At 70.2% G+C, this 21509-nt stretch carries 15 protein-coding genes; 6 read left to right on the top strand and 9 right to left on the bottom strand.

Features of this window, described 5'->3' with window-relative positions:
- The first annotated feature begins 24 nt into the window (after positions 1–24).
- From LQ771_RS02445 to LQ771_RS02435, 3 genes are all read left to right on the top strand, one after another.
- Positions 25–393 carry a nuclear transport factor 2 family protein gene (locus LQ771_RS02445; protein ID WP_231350823.1) on the top strand — a complete coding sequence of 123 codons (369 nt, stop codon included), beginning with the start codon at positions 25–27 and terminating at the stop codon, positions 391–393.
- Positions 394–447: 54 nt separating this feature from the next.
- Positions 448–1275 (top strand): alpha/beta fold hydrolase, encoded by an 828-nt coding sequence (locus tag LQ771_RS02440; RefSeq protein WP_231350822.1) that lies wholly within the window; start codon positions 448–450, stop codon positions 1273–1275.
- A 137-nt stretch (positions 1276–1412) separates the two neighbouring features.
- Positions 1413–2219 carry a helix-turn-helix domain-containing protein gene (locus LQ771_RS02435; RefSeq protein WP_231350821.1) on the top strand — a complete coding sequence of 269 codons (807 nt, stop codon included), beginning with the start codon at positions 1413–1415 and terminating at the stop codon, positions 2217–2219.
- Between the two features lie 57 nt (positions 2220–2276).
- Here the strand turns inward: LQ771_RS02435 and LQ771_RS02430 are convergent, their stop codons facing one another.
- The 3 genes from LQ771_RS02430 to yoaA all read right to left on the bottom strand — a co-directional run bounded on the left by LQ771_RS02430 (position 2277) and on the right by yoaA (position 5271).
- Complete coding sequence (locus LQ771_RS02430; protein WP_231350820.1) at positions 2277–2537, bottom strand: beta/alpha barrel domain-containing protein; 261 nt, start codon at positions 2535–2537, stop codon at positions 2277–2279.
- A gap of 245 nt (positions 2538–2782) precedes the next feature.
- Complete coding sequence (locus LQ771_RS02425) at positions 2783–3148, bottom strand: VOC family protein (RefSeq protein WP_231350819.1); 366 nt, start codon at positions 3146–3148, stop codon at positions 2783–2785.
- A gap of 185 nt (positions 3149–3333) precedes the next feature.
- Entirely contained in the window at positions 3334–5271 is a 1938-nt protein-coding gene (yoaA, locus tag LQ771_RS02420; protein WP_231350818.1) for a DNA repair helicase YoaA, read from the bottom strand.
- Positions 5272–5363: 92 nt separating this feature from the next.
- Here yoaA and LQ771_RS02415 point away from each other — a divergent pair, with 92 nt between their 5' ends.
- Complete coding sequence (locus tag LQ771_RS02415; protein ID WP_231350817.1) at positions 5364–5753, top strand: MAPEG family protein; 390 nt, start codon at positions 5364–5366, stop codon at positions 5751–5753.
- Positions 5754–5935: 182 nt separating this feature from the next.
- Here the strand turns inward: LQ771_RS02415 and LQ771_RS02410 are convergent, their stop codons facing one another.
- The 6 genes from LQ771_RS02410 to hrpA all read right to left on the bottom strand — a co-directional run bounded on the left by LQ771_RS02410 (position 5936) and on the right by hrpA (position 18083).
- Positions 5936–6457, bottom strand: a complete 522-nt coding sequence (locus LQ771_RS02410) for a tetratricopeptide repeat protein (protein WP_231350816.1) — start codon at positions 6455–6457, stop codon at positions 5936–5938.
- Between the two features lie 9 nt (positions 6458–6466).
- Entirely contained in the window at positions 6467–8770 is a 2304-nt protein-coding gene (gene mrcB / locus LQ771_RS02405) for a penicillin-binding protein 1B (RefSeq protein WP_425491338.1), read from the bottom strand.
- A gap of 148 nt (positions 8771–8918) precedes the next feature.
- Positions 8919–9764 carry an NAD-dependent epimerase/dehydratase family protein gene (locus LQ771_RS02400; RefSeq protein ID WP_231350814.1) on the bottom strand — a complete coding sequence of 282 codons (846 nt, stop codon included), beginning with the start codon at positions 9762–9764 and terminating at the stop codon, positions 8919–8921.
- An 11-nt stretch (positions 9765–9775) separates the two neighbouring features.
- A complete protein-coding gene (locus LQ771_RS02395; protein WP_231350813.1) occupies positions 9776–11485 on the bottom strand; it encodes a tetratricopeptide repeat protein in 1710 nt (569 codons plus the stop codon).
- A gap of 74 nt (positions 11486–11559) precedes the next feature.
- Complete coding sequence (locus tag LQ771_RS02390; protein ID WP_231350812.1) at positions 11560–13674, bottom strand: RelA/SpoT family protein; 2115 nt, start codon at positions 13672–13674, stop codon at positions 11560–11562.
- Positions 13675–13895: 221 nt separating this feature from the next.
- Positions 13896–18083, bottom strand: coding sequence for an ATP-dependent RNA helicase HrpA (gene hrpA / locus LQ771_RS02385; RefSeq protein WP_231350811.1), 4188 nt, complete (start codon positions 18081–18083; stop codon positions 13896–13898).
- A 113-nt stretch (positions 18084–18196) separates the two neighbouring features.
- Between hrpA and LQ771_RS02380 the strand changes: the two genes are divergently transcribed.
- Together LQ771_RS02380 and LQ771_RS02375 are read left to right on the top strand one after the other, a co-directional pair.
- Positions 18197–18661 carry a Dps family protein gene (locus tag LQ771_RS02380; protein WP_231350810.1) on the top strand — a complete coding sequence of 155 codons (465 nt, stop codon included), beginning with the start codon at positions 18197–18199 and terminating at the stop codon, positions 18659–18661.
- 216 nt (positions 18662–18877) lie between these two features.
- A complete protein-coding gene (locus LQ771_RS02375; RefSeq protein ID WP_231350809.1) occupies positions 18878–21478 on the top strand; it encodes a glycosyltransferase family 2 protein in 2601 nt (866 codons plus the stop codon).
- Positions 21479–21509 lie beyond the last annotated feature (31 nt).

Here is a 21509-nt window from a genome sequence, read left to right as displayed (position 1 = left end):
CCACACCCACCACGGAGCACCGCCATGAACGCCACCCGCGAACTGATCGCCAACTACCTCCGCACCTGGAACGAAGCCGATCCGCTGCGCCGCCGCGCGCTGATCGAGGACGTCTACGCCGAACACGCCACCTACACCGACCCGATGGCGCAGGCACATGGGTGGGAAGCCATCGACGCGACCATCGATGCCGTGCAGGGCATGTTTCCCGGCCATGTCTTCACGCTCGCCGGCGAAGTGGACGCGCACCACGACGTGGCCCGCTTCCACTGGCATCTCGCCGCACCGGACGCGAGCGAACCACTGGTGATCGGCTTCGACGTGGCCGAGCTGGACGAGGGCCGCATCCGCCGCGTGCATGGCTTCCTGGACAAGGTTCCGGTGGCCGCCTGAGTTCCCATCCGCGCCGCCGCAAGCGCGGCGGCGCACCGATTCCGGAGTCACCCGATGAGCCACTTCACCACCACCGACGAGACCCGCTTGTTCTACCGCGACTGGGGCCACGGCCGACCGATCGTCTTCCTCGCCTCCTGGGCGTTGGACTCGCGCGCCTGGGACCGGCACATGCTGTACTTCAACGCGCTCGGCTACCGCTGCATCGCGATGGACCGTCGCGGCCACGGCCGTTCGGATGACCCGGGTCGCGGCTACCAGCTCGATCGCCTGGCCGACGACGTGGCCGGATTGCTCGAGCACCTGGACCTGCGCGAGGCCACGCTGGTCACGCATTCGATGGCCAGCGGGGAAGCCACCCGCTACCTCGCCCGCCACGGCAGCGGACGCGTGTCCAGGATGGTCTTCCTGGCGCCCGTCGCGCCCAGCTATGCCGAAGGAAGCCGCGGGCCGTGGAGCATGGACGAGCCCACCACCGACGCCGTGCTCGCCGCCATCCGCAGCGACCTGCCGCGCTGGCTGGCCGACAACGCCGACGCTTTCTTCCTGCCCGCGGAAACCGGCACCTCGCCGCAGTTCGTGCAACACACCATCGACATCATCCACGATGCCTCGCTGCAGGCGCTGCTCGAATGCTTCCGCGCCAAGCGGGCCGACCAGCGCGCGGAGCTGGCGGCGATCGACGTGCCGCTGCTGGTGATCCACGGCAACCGCGACGCCAGCGAACCGGTGCAGCAGGGGCGCGCGATCGCCACGCTGGTGCCGCACAGCCGCTACGTGGAGTACGCCGGCGCGCCGCACGGGCTTTACCACACGCACTTCGACCAGCTGGTCGAGGACATCGGCGCGTTCCTGCGCGAGACCGCACTCCAATCCGCCTGAAGTCAGGCAGGAGCGCACCCGTGCGCGACCGGCAACCTCACCCTGCGGGACGGCCCGGCATGGCGGTCGCGCACAAGGTGCGCTCCTACAAAAGGGGCAGTCGCGCAGAGCTGCGCTCCTGCCGCATCATGCCTGCCATGAACGCCCAGCCTCTCGACACCTCGCGCCCCATCGGGGACCTGCTGCGCGAATGGCGCCGCCACCGTCGTCTTTCGCAGCTCGACCTCGCCACCGGCGCGGAGATCTCCACGCGCCACCTGAGCTTCGTCGAATCCGGCCGCGCCAATCCAAGCCGCGACATGATCCTGCACCTGGCCGAATACCTGGACGTGCCGCTGCGCGAGCGCAACGCCCTGCTGGTCGCCGCCGGCTTCGCACCGGCCTTCCGCGAGCGCGCGCTGGACGACCCCGCGCTCGCCACCGCCCGCGCCACCATCGACCTGCTGCTCAAGGGCCTGGAGCCCTATCCCGCACTCGCGGTGGACCGCTACTGGCAACTGGTCGCCAGCAACCAGGCCACGTTGCGCCTGCTCGGTGGCGTCGCGCCCGAGCTGCTCGAGCCGCCGGTCAACGTGCTGCGCCTGAGCCTGCACCCGGCCGGACTCGCCCCGCGCATCCGCAACCTCGGCCAGTGGCGCGCACACCTGCTGCACCGCCTGCGCCAGCAGATCGATGCCAGCCACGATCCACAGCTGATCGCCTTGCTGCGCGAACTGCAGGCCCTGCCCGTCCCCGCCGGCACGCCGGAGGCCGATAGCGGCTCCTCCATCGCCGTGCCGCTGCAACTGGAGGTCGACGGCGAAGTGCTCTCGATGCTCAGCACCACCACCGTGTTCGGCACACCGGTCGACATCACCCTGGCCGAGCTGGCACTGGAGGCGTTCGTGCCGGCCGACGCGGCGACGGTGGAACGGCTTCGGGCCCTGGCCGGCTGGACCGGTTAGGTCGGCCCGGCGAGGCGACGTCCTGCCAGCTCCCTGGCCATGAAGCCTGCGTGGCCGTCAGGCCATGGTGGCCCTTGCCGCATCGGCCAGCCACTGCATCGCCCCGCGCCATGGCCCCGGAACGTGACTGATCCGCGCCACGCCCAGTTCGCCAGGCGGGCCCGGCTCGGCACTCCCGGTCATCACCATGATGTTCACCGCGAGCGGCGAGGCTTCCACCAGGCGGGCGATCAGCGGATCGGCCACCACGCCGCGCAGGCGGCCGCGATGGCGCATCTGTCGCCGCGCCGCTTCCGCCATCTGTTCGCAGGCCGGCATCTCCTTCCGCGCCTACCTGCCGTGGGCACGCGTGGGTTTCGCGGTGGCGCGCGGCCTGGACGGCGGCACCTGGACGGATGCGGCGCAGCAGGCCGACTTCGCCGACTCGGCGCACCGGAGCCGGACCTGCCGCCGGATGTCCGGCCTGGCGCCGACCATGCTGGTGCCGGAGGATCCGGCGCCCGCGGCCGCTCACGCCCGGACCCGCCACGCCGCGGCCTCGGCCGCGGCTGCGGAGCGGGGGTCTAGACTGGCTGCCAGAGCTCGACGCGGTTGCCTTCGGGGTCGGTGATCCAGCCGAACGCGCCGTACTCGCTCTGGTCCACGCGCTCGTCCACCTCCACGCCCTCGGCACGCAGCCGTTCCAGCAACCCGGCGAGGTCGTCGACGCGGAAGTTGATCATGTAGGTCTGCTGGCTCGGCTGGAAGTAGGTGGTGTCGGCGGGGAACGGCGTCCACAGCAGGTAGCCCGGTCGCGAGGCGTCCTCCTGGAAACGCACACCGCCCCACGCCTCCGGTTCCATGCCCAGGTGCCGCGCATACCACGCGGTCAGCGCGGCCGGATCGCGCGACTTGAAGAAGATCCCACCCAGTCCGATGACCTTGGCCATGTCAGCTCCCCGTCCGCCGACGGCCGCGGGTGTGGCCGTTCCAGGCGCTGGCCGGATAGTGCCCCACCACGGCGCGGCGGGCCAGCCGGGCAACGCCGCGCCCCGTGTAGGAGCGCACCCTGTGCGCGACCGGTGGCGTCACGCCGCCGGGTGTTCGGCATGGCGGTCGCGCACAGGGTGCGCTCCTACAAGGGCAGCGGCAGCGCGGTGTCGCGGAAGAACGCCTGCACGTCCGCCAGCTCGCGCGTGCGCGGCATCGGCGGCAGGCTGGCGAGGAACAGGCGGCCGTAGCCCTTGCCGGTCAGGCGCGGGTCGCACAGCATCAGCACGCCGCGGTCGTGCACGTCGCGGATCAGGCGGCCGGCGCCCTGCTTGAGCGCGATCGCGGCCGCGGGGACCTGCCAGCCCATGAAGGGGTTGATGCCCGCCTGCTCCAGCGCGTCCAGGCGCGCCTGCAGTACCGGGTCGTCCGGTGCGGCGAACGGCAGTTTGTCGATCACCACCACACTCAACGCTTCACCGGCGACATCGACGCCCTCCCAGAAGCTGGCGGCGCCAAGCAGCACGCCGTGGCCACTGGCGCGGAAGTCCTCCAGCAGCTGGTGACGCGGCGCGCTGCCCTGTACGAACAGCGGCCATGGCACGCGGTCGGCGAGCAGTTCGGCGGCGCGACGGAGTGCGCGATGCGAGGTGAACAGCAGAAACGCGCGGCCATGGGAGGCCTCGAGCACGGGCAATGCGGCTTCGATCACCCGTTCGGTGTGGTCGCGTGCGTTCGGGTCGGGCAGGCCCGCGGGCAGATAGCACAGAGCCTGGCTCGCATAGTCGAACGGGCTGTCGAGGTTGAGCGTCTGAGGGTCGTCCAGGCCCAGCTGGCGGGCGAAGTGGTCAAAGCTGCCGGCGACCGAGAGCGTGGCGGAGGTATGGATCCATGCCGCCTGGGTGCGCTCGCGCATGGCACGCAAGGGCGCGGCCAGATCCAGCGGCGTGGCATGCAGGGCGAAGCCGCGCGGGAAGAGTTCATACCAGCGCACGTCCCCGGCGCCGCCGCGCTCGACGATCCGGTCCAGCCGCTCGGCGAGCGCGGCGGCACGCTCGTGCACGTTGGCCAGGCCGCGCGACCGCTCCGCCTGCGAGGCGAGCAGGTCGGCGAAGTCGGCGAGCAGTTCGCCGAGGCCGTGCAACCCCTCGTGCACGGTGGCCAGCGCGTCCAGTTGCTGGAACGGTCCGCGCGCGGGCAGCGCATCCATCGCCAGCCGCAGGCGGCGCAGCGCGCCCTGCAATGCTTCGGCCGGTTCCAGCAACAGCCCGATGGCACCGGTGACGCCGTTGCATTCGCGCAGGGTATCGGCGGCGAGGTCGGCCAGCTGGCGTGCGCTCACGCTTTGCGAAAGGAACTGGCCGGCGAGCTCCGGCACCTGGTGTGCCTCGTCCAGGATGAAGGCGCCGGCACCCGGCAGGATCTCGCCGAAGCCTTCCTGCTTGAGCGCCAGGTCCGCGAACAGCAGGTGGTGGTTGACCACCACCAGCTCCGCCTCCAGCGCCTCGCGCCGCGCCTTGACCACATGGCAGTCGTCGAAGAAAGGGCACTCGACGCCAAGGCAGTTCTCCGGCGTGGAGGTGACGCGCGGCCACAGCGGCGATTCCTCCGGCACCTCGGCCAGCTCCATGCGGTCGCCCGCGCGGGTGCGCGCCGACCAGGCGCGGATCGCCGCCAGTTGCGCGGCCTCCGTGCGCTCGAAGGTGGCGCCCTCGCGCACGGTCTGGTCCAGCCGGTAAAGGCACAGGTAATTCGCGCGACCCTTGAGCAACGCGACCTTGCCACGGGTGCCGAGCACCGCGCGCACCTTCGGCAGGTCGCGGAAGTAGAGCTGGTCCTGCAGCGCCTTGGTGCCGGTGGAGACGATCACCCGTTCGCCCGAGAGCAGTGCCGGCACCAGGTAGGCGTAGGTCTTGCCGGTGCCGGTGCCGGCCTCGGCGATGAGCGTGTCGCGGTTGGCGATGGCATCGGCGACCGAACGCGCCATCGCCTGCTGCGCCAGGCGCGGGGCGAAGTTGGGCAGCTCGCGGGCAAACGGGCCGTCGGCGCCGAGCAGCGCGCCGATGTCGTCGGGATCGGTCATCGCGCAAGTATCGCCGAGCCGCCGCGCGGGCGCACTGGCGAGCACCCGCCGACCGGCGCACGATGGCGGCACTTCAACCCGGGAGCGGCACAATGGGAATCGAACTGCAGATGCTGGTGTGGAGTGTGGTCCTTGGCCTGGTGCAGGTCGCGCTCGCGGCGACCGGGTCGATCGTCCAGCGCAGTCCGGCATGGGCCGCCAGCGCGCGCGACCAGCCGGGCGCGCCGCTCACCGGCGTGGCGGGGCGGCTCGACCGGGCGCGCGGCAATTTCCTGGAAACGTTCGCGCTGTTCGCCGCGCTGGTGCTGGTGGTGGTCGCGACGGGCAGGCAGGACGCGACCAGCGCGCTCGGCGCCCAGCTGTACTTCTGGGCGCGGCTGGCCTACGTGCCGGTATACGCCGCCGGGATTCCGTATCTGCGCACGCTGGTGTGGGCGGTGAGCATCGCGGGAATCGTGATGCTGCTGTTGGCTGCGCTCTGACCCAAGGCCGGGCCGCGTTGCCTCACCTCCATTCGCGGGACCTCCAGCAACCCGCCACGCTTCGACGGCCTCCGTAGGAGGCCACTTGTGGGCGATGCTTCGTCGGCAGGACCGGTCGGAAAAAGCGTCGCCCACAAGTGGGCTCCTACGGAACATCGCGCGAGGGGAGGAACTGAAAGGCGTCAGTACCGCGGGACGCCTTCCTTGTGGCAGTCGCGCACGCCCGTGCGCGCCGTCGCCACGCCGGCCTGGTCGCCGGCCTGCAGGCGCATCTCCACGATGGTCTGCCAGTTGCGCGCGCACAGCGGGCCGAGCTGGGGCCCCAGTGACCAGGAGCGGCGCGCGAGCCGCTCGGCGGCGGCGTAGTCGTGCAGGCGGATGGCGACCTCGGCGCGATCCTGCAGCAGGTCGGGCGAGTCGGGATTGAGCTTGAGCGCCTGGTCGAGCTTGGCCGCGGCATCCGTGTAACGACCGGCGCGTTCGTCCGCCCGGGCGGCATCCTGCCAGGCCGTCACGCCCGGGTCGCGCAGCGGCGCCACGTCGATGATCGACTGCTCGCGTGCACCGGCGGCGCGGATTGCCGCAACCATGTCGTGCGCCGGGACGACCGGCTTCTCTTCCTGCGGCGGAACGCTGAAGCAACCTGCAAGCAGCAGGGCGGCAAGGACGGTGGAACCGGAACGCCATCGTGGAACGGAAAACATCGAAGGTCTCTAGTGAAGCGTGGAATCGGCTGGCACGGGCGCGTTGCCATCGCCGCCGAAGAAGTCGCCGACGCGCTGCCAGAAGCAGCCTTCGGTATCCGCGGGCAGCGAGCCGGCGACGACCGGGAACTGACGCGCGCCTTCGCACTCGGGTTGTGTGGGCTTGCCATTGGTCGGATTGATCCAGGCCATTTCCAGGCCCTCGCCCGGCTGCGCCGGAAGCGGCCGCGTCGGCAGGTGACGGAACAGGTCCTGCCAGGCGCGCAGGCCGCCGGTCGCGCCGAACAGGCCGGTCGGCTTGTTGTCGTCGCGACCCATCCAGAACACCGCCAGACGATCGGCGGTGAAGCCGGCGAACCAGCTGTCGCGCATGTCGTTGCTGGTGCCGGTCTTGCCGGCGGCGTTGAGCCAGGCCAGGGAGGAATCGCCCAGGCTGTGCGCGGTGCCGTACTCGGCCACCTGCTGCATCGCCCAGGTGACCAGTCGCACCGCCTCCTGGTACTCGCCCTTGCCGCCCTCGACCTCGTAGCGCTTGACGGTATGACCGGTGCCATCGACCACGCCGCGCACCGCCAGCAGCGGCAGCGCGTGGCCGTCGGCGGCCAGGTATTCGTAGAGCTGTGCGACCTGGAACGGGGAGAGGTCGACCGCACCGATCAGCATCGAGGGGCTCGGATTGATGTCGGTGAAGCCGAACGATTCCAGGAACGCCTTGACGCGCTGGACGCCGACGGCGAGACCCAGGTGGATGGTCGCCAGGTTCCACGAATGCGCCAGCGCGTCGACCATCGGCACGAAGCCGTGCGACTGGTTGTCGTCGTTCTGGGGCATCCAGGTCTTGCCGTTGGGCTGGCGCAGCATGATCGGCGAGTCGTCCAGCGGCGTGCCCAGGTTCCAGCGTGCCGGGTCGGTCAGCGCGACCAGGTAGACAAAAGGCTTGATCAGCGAGCCGATCGGCCGGCGTGCGTCGAGCGCCCGGTTGAAACCCGGGTCGCCCGGCGTCTTGCTGCCAACCACCGCCAGCACGCTGCCGGTGTGGGTGTCGGTGACTACGCCGGCCGCCTGCACCTTGTCGCCGCGCTTGCCCATGTTCTTGATGGCGGTGGTGATCGCCTGCTCGGTATAGAGCTGCGCGGCCGGGTCGAGCGTGGTGAAGATCGACAGGTTGCCCTTGCGCAGCGTGTCGTCGTCGAAGTCGTTGGTGATCTGCGCGCGCACCAGCTGCATGAAGGCCGGGAAGCGGTTGTGCGGCAGCTGCGCGTTGGAAGCGATGTCCAGCGGCGCGGCCTGGGCCGCGTTGACCTGGCCGGCGTCGAGCAGGCCGGTGTCGAAGAATTCCTTCAGCACCAGGTTGCGCCGCGCCAGCGCGCGCTTGGGGTACCGGCGCGGGTCGTAGTAGCTCGGACCCTTGACCATGCCGACCAGCAGCGCGATCTCCTGCGGCCGGAGGTCTTCGAGCCGGCGGCCGAAGTAGAACTCCGCTCCCGCGGCAAAGCCGTGCACCGCCTGGTTGCCCTGCTGGCCGAGGAACACCTCGTTGATGTAGGCCTCCAGGATGCGGTCCTTGGAGTAATGGGCCTCGATCAGCAGCGAGAGCAGCGCCTCGTTGAACTTGCGCACCAGGTTCTGGCTGCGGTCCAGGAACAGGTTGCGCACCAGCTGCTGGGTCAGCGTGGAGCCGCCCTGCACAGTGTGGCCGGCGCGCAGGTTGGCGAAGGCGGCGCGCAGGATCGCGCTGAAATCCAGCCCGATATGGTGCTTGAAGTCGCGATCCTCGACCGCCTGCAGGCCGGTCACGAGCAGCGGCGGCACGTCGGCCAGGCGCACGATGCGGCGCTCTTCCTGCTGCGCGCCGTAGACGGTCGCGATGCGCGCCGGGTCCAGGTGGGCAAGCTTGATCGACCCGCCGCTGGCGGCCTCGGCGAGCGACTCGACCTGGCCACGGCCGAGCGTCACGCGGATGCGCTTGGGCAACTCGCCGCCATCCGGACCGGCGTACCCGCGCGAGGAGATCACGTAGCGGCTGCCGTTGCGCGTCCAGGTACCGGGCACCTTGCCCGCGGCGTCGTGGGTGTAGCCGGCGAAGGTCAGCTCCAGCTCCAGCGCGGAGGGCGACATCGGCACGCCGGGGGCCAGCGCCAGCGGACGCGCGTACACGCGCGTGGGCACCGCGAACACCAGGTCGTTGAAGCGATCCTGCACGCGCTTGTTGAGGATCAGCGTGTATGGCAACACGAAGCCCAGCCCGAGGCCGAGCGCGACCCAGAACGGGATGCGCAGCCAGCGCCAGCTGTGGCGCGCGAACGCGCCCATGCGAGAGATCAGTGCCAAGGTCGGGAACCTGGATCCAGTGTGAGTGCCGATGATAGGGCGTGCCACCCGGCGCGCATCTGAACGCCCACCGGCGGAGCGGGTCTGGAGATGGCGGATTTGTGGCCACGACCGGGCACGTGGCACACGCTCAACCGGCTGCGCAGTCGCCATCGCGCCAGCAATTGGCGTCCGGGCGGAATGGCCGCGGGTGCACGTCGAGCAGGCGTTCCAGCTCGCTGTTGTCGGCGACCAGATCCGACTCCAGCCTCGCCAGCGGCCCGCGCAGGCGCGGAATGACGTGGCGCGCCCGGTGCAGGAGCCACGCCGGCACGGGCAGCGGCAACGTCGCCACCGGCAGGCTGCGTTGGACGCGGGCGAACATTTCGCCAGCGGTCAGTCGCTCGCCGCCGCCCAGCATCAGCACGCGATTGGCCGGGCGGTCGATCGCGGCCAGCGTGGCCAGCGCGACGTCGTCGGCGTGGACGGGCTGGCGAAGGCCGGTGCCGGCGGGCCGGGGAAAAATGCGCGTGCGCATCGCGCGCCGTGCGATCGGGGTCAGGGTCTTGTCGCGACCGGCCCCATAGATCAGCGTGGGGCGCAGCACGGTCCATGCGCAGCCCAGCACCGCGCAGGCTGCGGCCAGCTCCTCCTCGCCCTGCTTCAACTGGCGCGCGACATCGCGCTCGGCCGGCACCTCGGAGTCGCGCTTGCTCTGCGCGCTCATCGAGCTGGTGGCGACCACGCTCGGCGAGCCGGCCGGGGCCGCCGTCGCGAGCCAGCGCGCGAACGGCAGCAGCGGGCCGCAACTGACGATGGCGGAGGCCGGCGGCAGCGTGGGTACTCCGTCGGGCAGGCCACCGCGCACCCAGCGCACCCCCTCGCAGTCGGCGTGCGGCTCGCGGCTCACCGCGATCACCCGCTCGCCGCGCGAACGCAGCCGCGGCAACAGGAAATGGCCGATCTGGCCGCTGGCCCCGAACACCACGACGGTCATGCCGGCTCCGGTCAGTGGCCGGATTGCAGACGGCGCGAAAGTTCGCTCACGCGCGGCAGGTAGGGCGCGAGCCGGCGCGCCTGCTCGATCGACTGCGCGGCGTTGCCGCGATCGCCGCGGTCGAGCTGTTGCTCGGCCTGATCCAGCCAGGCATCGACCAGCCGCTCGCGCAGCACGCTTTCACTGGAATCGCCCGGCGAAAGGTCGCCCAGCGCACCGAGCAGTTCGCCGGCCTTGCCCAGCTCACCGCTGGCGAGGGACTGGTTGAACAGCTGCACCACCAGGTTGGGCAGGTCTTCCAGGCCCTGCAGCGCGGCCTGGTTGTTGCCGTCGATGGCCAGCGCGTTGCGGTAGAGGTCGTACGCGCTTTCGCCCGGCGGCAGCATGATCCGGCCCTGGGTGGCGGCGGTGCGGGCGCGACGCACCAGTTCGGCGACCTGCTCGATCTGGTCCGCGGTCAGCTCCGGCGGCGGGGGCGGCGGAGGTTCCTTCGTCTCGGGCGCGGGTTGCGCGGGTGTGGGCGGACTGGCCGGCGCGGCCTTGGCAATCAGGCGCGCACGCGCGGCGGCGAGGTCGGCGGACTTCGGCGCCAGCGCCTCGGCCTGGTCGAGCAGGTGCGCGGCCTGCTCGGTATCGTCGGCGTCGAGCGCCGCGTTGGCCTGCACCACCAGCGCCTGGGCCACCTGGCCGAGCCCGGCGCGGGCCTGCACGTTGTCCGGATCCAGCTTGAGCGCGGCCTGGAAGTGCGCCAGCGCGGTATCGTCGCCCGCACCCGCGATGCGGCCGTCGCGCAGCGCCTGCTGGCCTTGCGAAATGGCCTCCTGCAACGCGCCGTCGCTCTGGTGCTGCGCTTGCGCGAGCGCGGCGCGCAACGCGGGAAGATCGCCATAGCTGGGCAGCAGCGCGGCCAGCTGGTCGATGGTGGACGCGGCGGTCGTCGCGTCGCCATGGGCCAGCGCGGCACGTGCCTGCGCGGCCAGGCCCGCGCCCACCTGGTCCAGGCCGTGCTGGGCGATCGCGTTGTCTCGGTCAGCGGCGAGCATCTGCTGGTAGAGCGCACCGGCGCCGTCCTTGCCGGTCAGCCTGCCGGCGTCGAGCGCCTGCTGCGCACGCTCGACCAGGTCGTCGGCCGGCTGCGCGGCGCCGCGCGCCTGACTGATCATGCGATCGAGCCGGTCCACGTCACTGCCGCCGCCGAGCAGCTCGCGGGCGACGGTGAGTTCCTGCTGCGCCTCGTCCAGGCGGCCGGCACGGAACGCGGTGTCGGCGCGCGAGAGCTCGGCCATGCCGACCTGGTGCAGGCCCTCGCGGGCACGGTCGTTGTCCGGTTCGAGCGCGCGCGCGCCCTGGTAGAGCTCGCGCGCGCTGGTGCCGTCGGTGCCGTCCAGGTGGCCGTCCTGCAGCGCCTTGTCGGCGCGGGTCAGCACATCGTTGAGCTCGGTGCGCGGCACCATGTCGCGCAGGCTGCTCTGGTACTCGCGCAGCGCCCACACGCCGGCGCCCAGGACCAGCACGATCACCAGCGCGACGACGTGCCAGGTGCGCAGGCGCACGCGCCGGTGGCGCGCCGGCGGCGCACTGCGCGGCGTGTGGAAGGAGATCGGCGGCAGGCGATCGTCCGGGTCGTCCGCGCGCGGACGCGTCGAGTCCAGATCGCCCAGATCGCCCAGCGTGGGTTCGGCGCGCCCGTCGCGGCCGTTATGGTCTCTGCGTCCGCTCATGGTCCATGCGTTCGTGGCAACGAATCCAGCTTAGCATCGCCCACTTCACGCGCCCGACGGTGAAGTCCGTGCATTCAGCTTGCGCTGACGCGCCTGGCCTCGACCACGTTGGGCAGTGATACCAGCTTGCCGAGCAGCGACGACAACTGTTCGAAGTCCTTCACGCGCAGGGTGAAGCGCATCTCCACCTCGCCGGTGCGCCCTTGCAGCCGGCTCGACGAGGCCACGATCGGCGTGCCGACATTGCTGATCAGGTTGAGCACGTCCTTCTGCAGCCCCTTGCGGTCGAAACCGTGCAGCTCGATGTCCACCTGGTAGGACCGCGCCGTGGCGCGGCCCCACTCGACCTCGATCACGCGGTCCGGATCGCGCCTCGCGAGCCGCGCCAGGCTGGCGCAATCGGCGCGGTGCACCGACACGCCGCGGCCCTTGGTGATGAAGCCGCGCACCGGATCGCCCGGCAGCGGCTGGCAACAACGCGCCAGCACGGTGAGCAGGTTGCCCACGCCCTCGATGCGCAGCGCGCCCTGGTCGGGCGTGGCATGGCGGGCGACCGGCGGCGCCGGTGATGGTGACGGTTCGACCGGGTGCGCGGCCTCCTGCAGCACGCGTGCGATCTGCCCACCGTTGACCTCGCCCAGCGCGAGCGCGACCAGCAGCTCCTCGTGGGTCTTCAGGTGGAACTGCGCCGGCAGCTTCGACAGGTCGGCGTTGGGCAGCGCCAGCCGTTTCAACTCGCGCTCGAGCAGTGCGCGACCGGCGGCGAGGTTGGCATCGAAGGCAACGCGGCGGAACCACGAGCGCGCCTTCTCGCGCGCGCGGCTGGTGTTGAGGTAGCCGTGGTGGGGCGAGAGCCAGTCGCGGCTCGGCTCGGCGTTCTTCGCGGTGATGATCTCCACCCGGTCGCCGCTGCGCGGCTGGTGGATGAGCGGCACGATGCGCCCGTTCACCCTGGCGCCGCGACAGCGGTGGCCGACCTCGGTGTGCACGTAGTACGCGAAGTCCAGCACCGTGGCGCCATGCGGCAGGTCGAACACCTCGCCCTTGGGCGTGAGCAGGTAGACGCGGTCTTCCAGCAGTTCGGTGCGCAGCTCGGCCGCCACGTCATCGTCCGCGCGCGGCTCGAGCAGCTTGCGCATCCAGGCGATCTTGGCCTCGAACTCGGCGTCGGCGCCGCCGCCTTCCTTGTAGCGCCAGTGCGCGGCCACGCCCAGCTCGTTGTCGCGGTGCATCGCGTGGGTGCGGATCTGCACCTCCAGCGTCTTGCCTTGCGGGCCGATCACCGCGGTGTGCAGCGAGCGGTAGCCGTTGCCCTTGGGGCGGGCCAGGTAATCGTCGAACTCGCGCGGCAGGTGCTGCCATTGCGCGTGCACCACGCCCAATGCGGCGTAGCAGTCGGCCACGCTGTCGACAAGGATGCGTACCGCACGGATGTCGTAGAGATCGGAGAACTCCAGGCCCTTGCGATGCATCTTCTTCCAGATGGAATAGATGTGCTTCGGGCGGCCGGCGAGATCGGCCTTGATGCCGGCAGCCGCCAACGCGGTGCCCAGCTCGGCCAGTACCTGGGCGATGAATGCCTCGCGATCGGCCCGGCGCTCGTCCAGCAGGCGCGCGATGCGCTTGTAGGTCTCCGGCTCCAGGTAGCGGAAGGCGAGGTCTTCCAGCTCCCATTTGAGTTGCCAGATACCCAGGCGGTTGGCGAGCGGCGCGTGGATGTCGCGGGTGAGTCTTGCCAGCGCGACTCGCTCGGCCTCCGGCAGCGCGATGGCGCCGCGCATCTTGGCCAGCTGGCGCGCGAGCAGCACGAAGACCACGCGCAAATCCCGGATGATCGCCAGCAACAGGCGCCGCAGGCCCTCCTGGGTGCCGGTCTCGCGCTGGGCATGCAGGGCCCAGACCTTCTCCGCGGCGAGCTGGCCTTCGACCAGGCGCCGCACTTCCGGCGGCAGGGACGGTGCGTGCGCCTGCCAGGCCGACGGGTCACGCTGCGCCAGCTCGAACCACACTGCCGCGGCCTGGGTCTGCGCGTCGCAGCCGAGCATCGCGAGCAGGTCGAGCACGTCCGCGCACTCGGCCCCGCTCGCCGGCGTGCAGGCCGCCAGCGCCGCCGCCAGCAGGGGCGACGCGGACGCGCGCGCCTGCCAGGCCGTGAGGCGTGAGGATGCGGTAGGGGTGAGCTGGACCATGCGGTTGACCCGGATCGACCGGGAGATTCTACGCCGGACGCGCAGTCGGCCCTTGTGTGGCGTATCGCCGTCGCCCCTGCCGGATCCCGCGTACCGCTCTTGCCCGGGCACCGCGCCCACCCTCGTAGGAGCCCACTTGTGGGCGATGCCTGGTGCCCTTCTGCCGGGCAAAGAGCATCGCCCACAAGTGGGCTCCTACAGACGAGCGAGTCGTGCTGTCGTCAGGGCAACGCTTCGAGGGCGCGGGCGAGACGCTTGGCCGAAACCGGTTCGGCGGTCTTGAGCTCCTGGGCAAAAAGGGAGACGCGCCATTCTTCGATCAGCCAGCGCAGCTCGTCGAGATCCGCCCCGCCCCCGGCCCGATGCCGAAGGTACTCGCGCCAGTACGGCAGCACCTGCAGCATGCGTTGCTGATCCCTGGCCGGATCCTGGCGCAGCCGTTCGGCGCGCAGGCGCATGGCCTTGAGGTAGCGCGGGTAATGGGCCAGGCGGGCGTTGGGCAGCTCGCGCGCGAACCCGGGCGCCAGCAACGCGTCGAGCTGCTCGCGCAGGTCATCGTAGCTGGCGCGGGCGAAGCCGATCAATGGCGGCTCGAGCCACGGTTTGAGATCGGCCTGCGCTTCGATGATCGGCTCGACCAGTTTCAACCGCTCGACCGCCGCGGCAAACAGCTCGCGCGCGAGCGCGGTGCGCAGCGCCTCGAAATCGCCGGCCGTGCGCGCATCGAGGTCGTGCGTCGCGAGCAGGTCGGCGAAGCCGCCCTCGACCAGGTCCTCGCGCAACGAGTCGACACTGCCCAGCGGGGCGTACTTGAGCGACAGCGGGTTGGCGATCGGCAGACGTCGGCGGGCCTGCTTCATCTCGCTGGCGAGCGCGTTGCGCAGCAGCCGCTCGACGCCTTTCAGGTGCGCGGCTAGTGCTTCGTCGCGGCGCTCGAACACGCGCAGCGCGGCCGCCTCGCCCAGGTCGACCAGCGCCGGGAACGCATTCAGGCCGCCCTCCGAACGCACCTGCGCGGGAATCTCCTCGAAATCCCAGCGGGTGATGTCTTCGCGGGTGAGCTCCACGTCGGTCTTGCGCGAGAAGGCTTCGCGCGCCCGGGTTTCCCATTGCGTCCGCAGGGCGGCGAGGTCGCGGCTGGTGGCGAGGGTCTTGCCGCGCTCGTCGTGCAATCGGAAGCGCATCTTCAGATGGGGTGGCAGTTCCACCGCGGCGAATTCGGCGACCGGGGCGTCCACGCCGGTGGTGCGCCTGAGAAAAGCGGCCAGCGCCTGGATCAGCGGTTGGTCGCGCGGCAGCTCGGCTTCGGCGAATGCGCGCGCGAAATCAGGCGCCGGCACGAAGTTGCGCCGCAGTGCCTTGGGCAGGCCACGGATCAGCTCGGCCACCTTGTCGGCAAGCAGGCCAGGCACCAGCCACTCGCAGCGGGCGGCCGGCAACGCATTGAGCATCGCCAGCGGCAGCTGCAGGGTGACGCCGTCGGCCTCGTCGCCCGGCACGAAGCGGTATTCGAGCTTGTAGCGCTGCGGCGCGGCCGGCGCCCCACCGGCCACCTCCGGCACGAGCTCGAGGGTGGCGGGGAACGCCTTCGGATCCAGCCCGCTGCCGCCGGCCATCACTTCTTCGAGCGACCAGCGCAGCGCGGCCTGCTCCGTGGGGCGTGCGCGGCTGTACCAGGCGTCGAGCGCGCGCGTACTGGCGACGTCCTCGGGCAGCTTGCCTTCGAAGAACCGCGCCAGTTCCTCTTCACCGCGCAGCAGGCCCTCGCGACGCTGCTTGGCTTCGATCTCGTGCGCCTGGGCCAGCACGCGCTGGTTGGCGCGCACGAAATCGGCGCGTGCATCGAGGTCGCCGCGTGCCAGTGCCTCGCGCAGGAAGATCGCGTGCGCGAGCGCCGGGTCTTGGTGCTGGAAAGTGACCGGACGACGCTCGACCAGGGTCAGCCCGAACAGGCTGACCTGCTCGTAGGCGACCACCGTGCCGCGCTTGCGCGACCAGTGCGCGTCGCGGCAGCTGGCCTTGACCAGGTGCGCGGCCTGCTGCTCGATCCAGGCCGGCTCCACGCGCGCGCAGCTCATGCCCCACACGCGGCCACCGACGTCCAGGATCTGCGCGGCGAAGATCCAGGCGGGCGGTGCCTTGGCCAGCGCGGAGCCGGGGAAGACCTGGAACTTGCGCTCGCGGGTGGAGCGGTAGACGCCCTTCTCGTCCTTGTGGCCGACCTGGGTGGGCAGCCCGGCGAGCAGGGAGCGGTGAATCGCTTCGTAGAGCTCCGCGCTTGCCGCATCTTCGCTCCCTCTCCCTTCCGGGGAGAGGGCTGGGGTGAGGGGCCGGGGCTCGCCCGGAGCTGTCCTGGAGCGGCGAGAACCCTGCGCTTCGCTGCGCGAAGCGCGCGTCCTGTCCCCGACCCTCTCCCCCGGCGAGGCCGGGGGAGAGGGAGTCTGAGTCTTGTTCGCTTCGCCGGTGGTCCTTCGCGAGCGTGTCCCCTCACCCCGGCCCTCTCCCCGCAGGGGAGAGGGAGCCGCGGGGTTCCACCCCAGCTCCGCCACCACCAGCAACAACTGCCGGTGCAGCTCGCGCCACTCGCGCATGCGCAGGAACGAAAGGAAATGCCGCCCGCACCAGTCGCGCAGTTTCGACTGCGTGAGTTCCTCGTGCGCCTTCGTGTACTCGCGCCACAGATTGAGCACGCCGACGAAATCCGACTTCGGGTCGGCAAACGCCGCATGCGCCGCATCGGCCTGCTGCCTCGCGTCGGCGGGCCGCTCGCGCGGGTCCTGGATCGACAGGAAAGCAACGACCACCAGCAGCTCGCGCAGGGCGTGGCGCTCGTGCGCCTCGACCAGCATGCGCGCCAGTTGGACGTCGATCGGCAACCGCGCGAGCTGGCGGCCGATCGCGGTCAGATGCCGACGCTCGTCGATCGCCGAGATTTCCGCCAGGCGACGGTAACCGTCGGCCACCATGCGCGGATCGGGCGCCTCCAGGAACGGGAAATCCTCCACTTCGCCGAGCTTCAGCGAGAGCATCCGCAGGATCACGTTCGCGAGCGACGAGCGCAGCAGTTCCGGATCGGTGTAGCGCGCGCGGCTCTCGAAATCCGCCTCGTCGTAGAGGCGATAGCAGATGCCCGCCCCGATGCGGCCGCATCGACCCTTGCGCTGGTCGGCGGCCGCCTGCGAAACCGGCTCCACGTGCAGGCGCTCGAGCTGGCTGCGCTGGCTGTAGCGCATGACCCGGGCGCTGCCGGTGTCGACCACGTAGCGGATGCGCGGCACGGTGAGCGAGGTTTCGGCCACGTTGGTGGCCAGCACGATCCGCCGCTTCGGCCCGGGCTTGAACACGCGGTCCTGGTCGGACGCCGACAGCCTCGCGTACAGCGGCAGCACTTCGGTCTCGCGGTACTGGCGGCGCGAGAGCAGCAGGTGCGCGTCGCGGATTTCGCGTTCACCGGGGAGGAACACCAGCACGTCGCCGGGTCCGCCGCCGAGGCTGCGGTCGGCCATGATCTCGTCGATGACCAGCCCGACGTGTTCGGCACTGCCCTGCTGGACGCGGTCGGACGTGTCGCGGGCCTGCGGGCCGCGGTCGCGCACCGGGTGCGCTCCTGCAGCGTCCGCGGGACGCCAGCGCACCTCCACCGGGTAGGCGCGGCCCTCGACCGAGACCACCGGGGCGTCGTCGAAGTGCTCGGCGAAGCGCGCGGTGTCGATCGTCGCCGAGGTGACGATGATCTTCAGTTCCGGCCGCCTGGCGGCGAGCCGCTTGAGGTAGCCGAGCAGGAAATCGATGTTGAGACTGCGCTCGTGCGCCTCGTCGATGATCACCGTGTCGTAGGCCGACAGCCATGGATCTCGCTGGGTCTCGGCCAGCAGGATGCCATCGGTCATGAACTTGACCAGCGTGCGCTCGGACACCTGGTCGGTGAAGCGCACCTGGAAGCCGACCTGCTCGCCCAGCGGCGTGCCCAGCTCCTCCGCCACGCGCCGTGCCACCGAGCGCGCGGCCAGGCGGCGCGGCTGGGTACAGCCGATCATGCCCGCCTCGCCGCGCCCGGCGGCCAGGCACAGCTTGGGCAGCTGGGTGGTCTTGCCCGAACCGGTTTCGCCGGCGATCACCACGACCTGGTGCCTGCGGATCAGCTCGACGATCTCGTCGGCACGCGCGCTGATCGGCAGCGATTCGTCCAGCCGGATTGCCGGCTTGGCCTCCGCGCGCACCTGCCGCCTGGCCGCCGAGGCGGCGATGTCGGCCGCCAGCGCCTCGAGCTTGCGCGCGTCCGGCTGGCGCGAAAGCACGCGCCAGCGGCCAAGCAGGCGGCCAAAGTCGCGGCTGGACACGCCCGCGAGCGCCTCGCGCAGGGTGCGCAGGCGGGCTTCGGGCGGCGGGGCGGGCGGGCTGTCGTGCATGGGACCGCACATGATAGCCGCAGGCTATGGGCCCGATCGGAACGATTCATTTCACACGGCAGGCGCCAGCCGGTACGGTGGTGTTCGCACCCACTGCACACGGAGGATTCCCCATGGCCAACATCGGCATCGCCCAGAAGGATCGCCAGACCATCGCCGAACAGCTGTCCAAGCTGCTCGCCGATACCTACTCGCTGTACCTGAAGACCCACAGCTTCCACTGGAACGTCACCGGCCCGCAGTTCAACAGCCTGCACGCCATGTTCGAGACCCAGTACAACGAGCTGTGGCTGGCCGCCGACGAGATCGCCGAGCGCATCCGCACCCTGGACGTGTTCGCCCCCGGCTCCTACAGCCAGTTCGGCAAGCTCACCGCGATCAAGGAGGAAACTGGCGTGCCCGACTGGAAGGAGATGGTCGGCCAGCTGGTGGAGGGACACGAAATCGCCGCCCACACCGCTCGCGGCGCCATCAAGGTGGCCCAGGACGGCGGCGACGAAGGCACCGCCGACATGCTCACCGGGCGCCTGAAGGAGCACGAGAAGACCGCCTGGATGCTGCGTTCGCTGCTGAAGTGATCCACGTGGCATCCGCGGCCACCCGGCGAGCTGAGCTCGGGCCTACCCTGCGGGCCCGCGCCGCGGCGCAGGCCAACGCCCCACGGGGGCGGCCTGCGCGCGTCCGGCTGACCTCGCGCTGACCACCCGTACCGTCTTTATTGAGCCATGCCCCCCGGGTCGTTAAGCTCCGCGGGCTAACTTGGCCTCACATGGAGGCGTCCGACGGGGAACGTTTTGAGCGCCACTGCACCCTCCCACGACAGCCGGCATCCGCTGCTTGCGGCCATCCTGCTCGCGCTGATCGTGGCCGCGCTCAATATCGCGCTGTGGTGGTGGAGCAACCGTCCGCACGGCCCGGAGGATTTCCACGGGCCGATCAGCGGCTACTCGGTGTCGGTGTTCCAGCGCTACCAGAACCCGCTCAAGCAGGATTTCCCCTCCGACGAGGAGATCGACGCGGACCTGAAGCTGCTGCGCCGCTACACCCCGCGCATCCGCACCTACTCGACGCTGGAAAACCCGCAGGTCTACCGCCTGGCCGAGAAGGAAGGGCTCAAGGTGATGGCCGGCGCCAACATCGACACGCGCCTGATCAACAACGAGAAGGAGCTGGAGGCGGTGATCGCGCTGGCGCGCCGCTACCCTGAAACCATCCACCGGGTGATCATCGGCAACGAGGTGCTGTTCCGGGGCGACCTGACCGTGGAACAGATGGAGCAGTACCTCGACCGCGCGCGCGCGGCGATCCGCCAGCCGGTATCGATCGCCGAGCCGGACTACATCTGGCTGAAGTACCCGGAACTGGCCGACCACGTCGACTTCGTCACCATCCACCTGTTCCCGTTCTGGAACGGCATCGCCCGCAAGGATGCGGTGGGCGCTGCGCTCGGCGCCTACCAGAACATCGTCCAGCATTACCCGGACAAGCCGGTGGTGGTCGGTGAAATCGGCTGGCCGTCCAATGGCGACCGGCACGAATACGCCGACCCGTCGATCTCCAACGAAGCGATCTTCATCCGCGACTGGCTCAACGCGGCCAAGGCGCGCAACATCGACTACTACCTGCTGGAAGCCTTCGACCAGCCGTGGAAGGAAAACCTCGGCGAAGGCCGCACCGGCGCCTACTGGGGCACGTTCAACGCCGACCGCCAGCTCAAGTTCCCGTTCACCGGCCCGGTCACCGAGGACACCGCCTGGCCGTGGAAGGCGCTGGCGGCCAGCCTGCTCGCGCTGATCCCGATGATCTGGTTCGCGCGCAAGTTCAAGCGCTTCAAGCTGACCGGAAGGCTGTTCTTCTGCCTGCTGATCCAGCTCGCCTGCGGGTTGATCGTCTGGTCGGCCACCCTGCCCTTCAACTTCTACCTGAGCTGGATCGACTGGACCATGCTGGTGCTGCTGTTCCCGGCGCAGGTGGCGATCCTGGCGATCCTGCTGATCAACGGCTTCGAGTTCACCGAGGTGCTGTGGCGCCGGCGCTGGCAGCGCCATGCCGGGATGCTCAAGCCCGACCGGCCCGGGAAGCAGCCGTTCGTCTCCATCCACCTGGCCTGCTACAACGAGCCGCCGGAGATGGTGATCGCCACGCTCGACTCGCTGGCCGCGCTGGACTACGACAACTTCGAAGTCCTGGTGATCGACAACAACACCAAGAATCCGGACGTGTGGAAGCCGGTCGAAGCCTATTGCGAGCAACTGGGCAGGCGCTTCCGCTTCTTCCACCTGGAGCCGTGGCCGGGGTTCAAGGCCGGCGCGCTTAACTTCGGCCTGAAGGAAACCGACCCGCGCGCCGACGTGGTGGCGGTGATCGACGCCGACTACGTGGTGCGCGAGGACTGGCTGTCCACCCTCACCGGCTACTTCCACGACCCGAAGGTGGCCGTGGTGCAGTGCCCGCAGGCGCACCGCGACTTCGAGCACAACCGCTTCCGCCGCATGACCGCATGGGAGTTCGACGGCTTCTTCCGCATCGGCATGCACCACCGCAACGAGCGCAACGCGATCATCCAGCACGGCACCATGACCATGGTCCGCCGCTCGGCGCTCGAAGGCACCGGCGGCTGGTCGGAATGGACCATCTGCGAGGACGCCGAACTCGGCCTGCGCCTGATGCACGCCGGCTACGAGCTGGTCTACGTCGACGAGCTGATGGGCAAGGGCCTCACGCCCGCCGACTTCAAGGCCTACAAGAGCCAGCGCTACCGCTGGGCGTTCGGCGCCATGCAGATCCTCAAGGGGCGCTGGGACTGGATGACCCACAAGGGCCCGCTCTCGATGGGCCAGCGCTTCCACTTCCTCACCGGCTGGTTCAGCTGGTTCGCCGATGCGCTGCACCTGATCTTTACGCTGATGGCAATCTACTGGACCGCCGGCATGGTCGCCTTCCCGCAGCTGTTCAGCCTGCCGATGCAGCTGTTCCTGATCCCGGTGATCGGGTTCTTCTTCGCCAAGGCGGTCTTCGGCATCGTGCTCTACCGCGCGCGCGTGCCGTGCGGCTGGTACGACACCCTGATGGCGTCGGTGGCCAGCATGGGCCTGTCGCACGCGATCGCGCGAGGCATCCTGCACGGCCTGACCCGCGAGAAGACCGCCTTCGTGGTGACCGCCAAGAGCCGCCGCCTGGGCGAATCGGGCTTCGCCGCCTTCGCGCCTGTGCGCGAGGAACTGCTGATGGCCTGCGCACTGGTGATGTGCATCATCGGCATGGGCCTGTCCTTCGGCACGCGCTACATCGAGGGCACGTTGTGGATGTTCATCCTGGCGGCGCAGTCGATCCCGTACTTCTCGGCCGTGGCGGGTGCATGGATCGCGCACAAGGCGGGAGACAAGGTCGGCTGACCGCCCGCCGCGTGTTTATGCCGCGGCTACA

It is taken from the genome of Frateuria soli (assembly GCF_021117385.1).
Classification (GTDB): domain Bacteria; phylum Pseudomonadota; class Gammaproteobacteria; order Xanthomonadales; family Rhodanobacteraceae; genus Frateuria_A; species Frateuria_A soli.
Note: the sequence above shows the minus strand (reverse complement) of the source record. Positions and strands in the feature narration are given on the sequence as shown.

What these genes read in the sequence shown, in the direction of transcription:
- LQ771_RS02445 (WP_231350823.1), top strand. Translation starts at nt 25, where the DNA reads ATGAACGCCACCCGCGAACTGATCGCCAACTACCTCCGCACCTGGAAC.
- LQ771_RS02440 (WP_231350822.1), top strand. Translation starts at nt 448, where the DNA reads ATGAGCCACTTCACCACCACCGACGAGACCCGCTTGTTCTACCGCGAC.
- LQ771_RS02435 (WP_231350821.1), top strand. Translation starts at nt 1,413, where the DNA reads ATGAACGCCCAGCCTCTCGACACCTCGCGCCCCATCGGGGACCTGCTG.
- LQ771_RS02430 (WP_231350820.1), bottom strand. Translation starts at nt 2,537, where the DNA reads ATGCCGGCCTGCGAACAGATGGCGGAAGCGGCGCGGCGACAGATGCGC.
- LQ771_RS02425 (WP_231350819.1), bottom strand. Translation starts at nt 3,148, where the DNA reads ATGGCCAAGGTCATCGGACTGGGTGGGATCTTCTTCAAGTCGCGCGAT.
- yoaA (WP_231350818.1), bottom strand. Translation starts at nt 5,271, where the DNA reads ATGACCGATCCCGACGACATCGGCGCGCTGCTCGGCGCCGACGGCCCG.
- LQ771_RS02415 (WP_231350817.1), top strand. Translation starts at nt 5,364, where the DNA reads ATGGGAATCGAACTGCAGATGCTGGTGTGGAGTGTGGTCCTTGGCCTG.
- LQ771_RS02410 (WP_231350816.1), bottom strand. Translation starts at nt 6,457, where the DNA reads ATGTTTTCCGTTCCACGATGGCGTTCCGGTTCCACCGTCCTTGCCGCC.
- mrcB (WP_425491338.1), bottom strand. Translation starts at nt 8,770, where the DNA reads ATGGGCGCGTTCGCGCGCCACAGCTGGCGCTGGCTGCGCATCCCGTTC.
- LQ771_RS02400 (WP_231350814.1), bottom strand. Translation starts at nt 9,764, where the DNA reads ATGACCGTCGTGGTGTTCGGGGCCAGCGGCCAGATCGGCCATTTCCTG.
- LQ771_RS02395 (WP_231350813.1), bottom strand. Translation starts at nt 11,485, where the DNA reads ATGAGCGGACGCAGAGACCATAACGGCCGCGACGGGCGCGCCGAACCC.
- LQ771_RS02390 (WP_231350812.1), bottom strand. Translation starts at nt 13,674, where the DNA reads ATGGTCCAGCTCACCCCTACCGCATCCTCACGCCTCACGGCCTGGCAG.
- hrpA (WP_231350811.1), bottom strand. Translation starts at nt 18,083, where the DNA reads ATGCACGACAGCCCGCCCGCCCCGCCGCCCGAAGCCCGCCTGCGCACC.
- LQ771_RS02380 (WP_231350810.1), top strand. Translation starts at nt 18,197, where the DNA reads ATGGCCAACATCGGCATCGCCCAGAAGGATCGCCAGACCATCGCCGAA.